We start from the raw sequence: 4716 nt of genomic DNA, 5'->3' as shown, positions 1-4716 counted from the left end.
ATCGCGGGCAGTCGGCGCGCGGCGGTGCGGAACGTGCCGTGGGGCTGGTGCGGGGTGCCCTCCGAGCGGGGGAAGAACTCGTACCACGAGCCGTACAGGGCCCGTTCACGCTCCACCAGCAGCGGCATCGGCTCCGAAGCCGTCACCAGCTCCCGCAACGGATACCGCGCCAGCACCTCGTCCACCTCGGGCAGCAGCGCCGCCGCGAGGCGGACCGTCGCGGGGCGGTTCTCGTCGCGCAGGGCCTCCGCGACGGCGAGCAGCGTGTCACGCATGCCGTCGGTCTTGGGGGTGTCCACCGCCGCCCGTTCATGGAGGCGGGCCCCCTCCTCCAGGACCAGGCCGGTGTCGATGCCGGCCGGGACCTTGATCCTGGCGTGGTGCCGCCAGGTGGTGATGGGGTCGCTCCACGCCTCGACGGTGAAGGTCCACAGGCCGGGGCGGTCGGCGGAGACGGTGGCGCCCCAGCGGTCGGTGCCCGGGGCGAGTTCCCTCATCGGGGTGAACGGACCGGACTTTCCGTCGGGACCGGTGAGGACGACATTGGCCGAAACCGCGTCATGCCCCTCGCGGAACACGGTGGCGGAGACCTCGAAGGTCTCGCCGGTGACCGCCTTCGCGGGCCGCCGTCCGTGCTGCACGACCGGTTGGACATCGAGTACCGGGATACGCCCCACAGCCGGGGCGGGCTTCGCCTTGGCCTTCACCGGGGCCTTCACCGGGGTCCTGGCCGCGGCCTTCTTGGTGGTCTTCTTCGCCGCGGTCTTCGCCGGAGCCTTGGCCGGGGATTTCGCCGCGGTCTCCGCCGGAGCCTTGGCCGCAGATTTCGCCGCGGTCTTCGCAGGGGTTGTGGTCGCCGGAGTCTTCGCCGCGGTCTTCGCGGGGGTGCGCTTGGTGGGGGTCTTGGCGCGCGGGGCACGCCGTTCGGGGGTCTGCTCGGTGCTGGGCGTCGGGACTGCCGACGTCTGGTGCGTGGCGGGCATCACCGCTCCTGTCCGCGTCAACGTGGGTGGGCGGATGGCTGTGGGGAATGGATCCTGCGGGTGAACGTTCCGGTGTCCGTGCGACGGGAGACCAGTGGCGCGTACCGCAGGAGCCTTCCCACCCTATTCGGGTGGGCAATCCGGCACTTTGTTAACTACTCACGCGCACATCTGCGCACAAGACCGGCCCCGTTCCGGATGAACGGGGCCGGTCCCATGTGTCCGCCGTTACCGGCGTGGCACTTGCAGACGTCCGTCCGGCGAGCCGAGGCCCCTTCCGGACACTGTGCCGGATGCCGACGCCTTGGCCAAAGGCCTGGCGGTCGATGCGGGTGAGGCTTTCGGATGTCCGGAAAGAAACGTTGCTGCGTTCGAGACAGCCATTCTCGATACAGCCGTCGGAGTGCCGGGGTAAGTCACTTGCCCAGTTTCGTCGGTGAGCACCGAGGACGTGATCGACACGCCGAGGCGAACAGGTCTCCCCGCACGCGAGGGTGAGAGGTCCAGCGGCGCCGGCACCGGCGCCGGTAACGTCGGGGGTGACGTTGAGCCGCACACCGCCGTGCGGTCTCATCCACAATCGCGCCGAGGTGGAATGTGAAGGCGATCCGTCGATTCACCGTCCGTCCCGTACTCCCCGAACCCCTCCGCCCCCTGGGCGAGCTCGCCCGCAATCTGCGCTGGTCCTGGCACGCCGAGACCCGTGATCTCTTCCAGTCGGTGGACCCCGAGCGCTGGGCCGCGTCGGACGGTGATCCCGTACGTCTCCTGGGCAGTGTGCCGCCGCGGCGGCTGGCCGAACTCGCCGGGGACCGCCGGTTCCTGCGCCGCCTGACCGCGGCCGTCGACGACCTCCACGACTATGTCCACGGTGACCGCTGGTACCAGGCGCAGCCCGCCGGGCTGCCCGCCGCGGTCGCCTACTTCTCGCCCGAGTTCGGCATCACCGCCGCGCTGCCGCAGTACTCCGGCGGCCTGGGCATCCTGGCCGGCGACCATCTGAAGGCGGCCAGCGATCTCGGAGTGCCGCTGATCGGTGTCGGCCTGCTGTACCGGCACGGCTACTTCCGCCAGACCCTGTCCCGGGACGGCTGGCAGCAGGAGCACTATCCCGTCCTCGACCCCAACGAACTGCCGCTCGCCCTCCTGGAGGAGTCCGGCGGCAGCCCCGCCCGGGTGTCGCTCGCCCTGCCGGGCGGCCGGGCGCTGCACGCCAGGATCTGGGTCGCGCAGGTCGGCCGGATCCCGCTGCTGCTGCTGGACTCCGACGTCGAGGAGAACGCCCTCGGCGAACGCGGCGTCACCGACCGGCTGTACGGCGGCGGCAGCGAGCACCGGCTGCTGCAGGAGATGCTGCTCGGCATAGGAGGAGTCCGGGCGGTGCGCACGTACTGCCGGCTCACCGGGCACCCCGGGCCGGAGGTGTTCCACACCAACGAGGGGCATGCCGGGTTCCTCGGTCTGGAGCGCATCGCCGAGCTGGTGGAGGACGGGCTGGACTTCGACTCCGGTCTGGAGGCGGTGCGGGCCGGCACGGTCTTCACCACGCACACCCCCGTGCCCGCCGGCATCGACCGCTTCGACCGGGAGCTGGTCGCCCGGCACTTCGGCCCCGGCGCGGAACTGCCCGGCATCGAGGTCGAACGCATCCTCCGGCTGGGCATGGAGACCTACCCGGGCGGTGAGCCCAACCTGTTCAACATGGCCGTGATGGGGCTGCGGCTGGCCCAGCGCGCCAACGGCGTCTCCCTGCTGCACGGCCATGTCAGCCGCGAGATGTTCTCCGGTCTGTGGCCGGGCTTCGACCCGGACGAGGTGCCGATCACCTCCGTCACCAACGGTGTGCACGCCCCGACCTGGGTCGCCCCCGAGGTGCTGCGGCTCGGCGCCCGCCAGGTCGGCGCCCAGCGCACCGAGGACGCGCTCAGCGTGGGCGGCTCCGAGCGCTGGGACGCCGTCGCCGACATCCCCGACCAGGACATCTGGGAGCTCCGCCGCGACCTGCGCGAACAGCTCGTCACCGAGGTGCGCACCCGGCTGCGGGCCTCCTGGCGGCAGCGCGGCGCGGGCACGGCCGAGATGGGCTGGATCGACGGGGTCCTCGACCCGGACGTCCTCACCATCGGTTTCGCCCGGCGCGTCCCGTCGTACAAGCGGCTGACGCTGATGCTGCGCGACCGGGACCGGCTGATGGAGCTGCTGCTGCACCCCGAGCGGCCGGTGCAGATCGTCGTCGCGGGCAAGGCGCATCCGGCGGACGACGGCGGCAAGCGGCTGATCCAGGAGCTGGTGAAGTTCGCCGACGACCCGCGGGTGCGCCACCGGATCGTGTTCCTGCCCGACTACGGGATGGCGATGGCGCAGAAGCTCTACCCGGGCTGCGACATCTGGCTGAACAACCCGCTGCGCCCGCTGGAGGCCTGCGGCACCTCCGGGATGAAGGCCGCCCTCAACGGCTGCCTCAACCTGTCGGTGCTGGACGGCTGGTGGGACGAGTGGTTCCAGCCGGACTTCGGCTGGGCGATCCCCACCGCGGACGGCGCCGGCACCGACGTGGACCACCGTGACGACATCGAGGCGGCCGCGCTGTACGACCTGCTGGAGCAGCGCATCGCCCCGCGCTTCTACGAGCGCGGCCGGGGCGGTCTGCCCGAACGGTGGATCGAGATGGTCCGGCAGACCCTCACCCTGCTCGGCCCGAAGGTGCTGGCGGGCCGTATGGTCCGCGAGTACGTCGAGCGGCTCTACACGCCCGCCGCCCACGCCCACCGGGCCATGGACACCGGCGCGGCCCGCGAACTGGCCGACTGGAAGCAGCGGGTGCGCTCCGCCTGGCACGGGGTGCGGGTGGACCACGTGGAGACCTCCGCGGCCACGGCCACCGCCGAGCTCGGCACGACCCTCACCCTGCGGGTCCGGGTCCGCCTCGGCGACCTCACCCCGGACGACGTCGAGATCCAGGCCGTCTCGGGCCGCGTCGACGCCGACGACCGCATCACCGACGCCACGGCGGCCCCGCTCAAGCCGTCCGGCGGCAGCCCCGACCTGGAGGGCCGCTGGTCCTACGAGGGTCCCCTCTCCCTGGACCGGACCGGCCCCTACGGCTACACGGTCCGCGTCCTGCCCTCCCACCGCCTCCTGGCCTCCAGCGCGGAGCTCGGGCTGGTGTCGACACCGTCGGAGGAGGTGGTGGAGGCGGCCGGGGTGCTGCTGAGGTAGAGGCGGCGCCCCAAGGGGCGCGGGGAACCGCGCGACCAGCCACGAGGCACCCGTGGTCCGGTACGCGGAGAAGCCCCCCGCCCCTATGCGGCACACAGATCCCGCAGCACTTTTCCGCACCGGCGCGCATAAGCGTGCTGAAGCCCTCGTGTGGCGGGCCCACCCGCACGTGCGTACCACCTGGCCGGCCGGCTGAACGCGGAGACGGTCAGCCATACGGTGCCGTCCCCTGTGCGGTCGACGACGAAGGCCTCCTCACCGCACTCGGGGTGGCCCTCCAGCGTGCCGTAGGCCCACCCCGCGCGCCGGGGCTCGTCGACCGTCCAGACGACCCTGCACGGCGCCTTGATGACGCCCGCGAGGGTCACGGTGACATCGACGCCCTCGGCGGCGGGGGGGGGGGGGGGCCGGGGGGGGGCCCCCCCCCCCCCCGGCGCCCCCCCCCCCGCGCCCCCCCCCCCCCCCCCCCCCCCCCCCCCCCCCCCCCCCCCCCAACCGGGGGGGAACTTGAGCC

The 4716-nt window shown here is 72.7% G+C and carries 2 protein-coding genes and 1 pseudogene; 1 reads left to right on the top strand and 2 read right to left on the bottom strand.

What is annotated here, in order from left to right; translation table 11 throughout:
- Positions 1-983 (bottom strand): maltotransferase domain-containing protein (locus ACIGXJ_RS31585; protein WP_399652601.1); only part of this gene is annotated, 983 nt, incomplete at its 3' end.
- A gap of 597 nt (positions 984-1580) precedes the next feature.
- On the opposite strand from ACIGXJ_RS31585, the gene ACIGXJ_RS31580 reads away from it, so the two are divergent.
- Positions 1581-4202 carry a glycosyltransferase family 1 protein gene (locus tag ACIGXJ_RS31580; RefSeq protein ID WP_399652599.1) on the top strand — a complete coding sequence of 874 codons (2622 nt, stop codon included), beginning with the start codon at positions 1581-1583 and terminating at the stop codon, positions 4200-4202.
- An 83-nt stretch (positions 4203-4285) separates the two neighbouring features.
- On the opposite strand, the pseudogene ACIGXJ_RS31575 reads toward ACIGXJ_RS31580, so the two are convergent.
- A pseudogene (locus tag ACIGXJ_RS31575) lies at positions 4286-4594 on the bottom strand (DUF1990 domain-containing protein); the annotation flags it as partial.
- Positions 4595-4716 lie beyond the last annotated feature (122 nt).

The organism is Streptomyces sp. NPDC053367, from assembly GCF_044545925.1.
Lineage (GTDB): Bacteria > Actinomycetota > Actinomycetes > Streptomycetales > Streptomycetaceae > Streptomyces.
The sequence above is the reverse complement of the archived record's forward strand: the minus strand, read 5'-3'. Positions and strand labels throughout refer to the sequence as shown.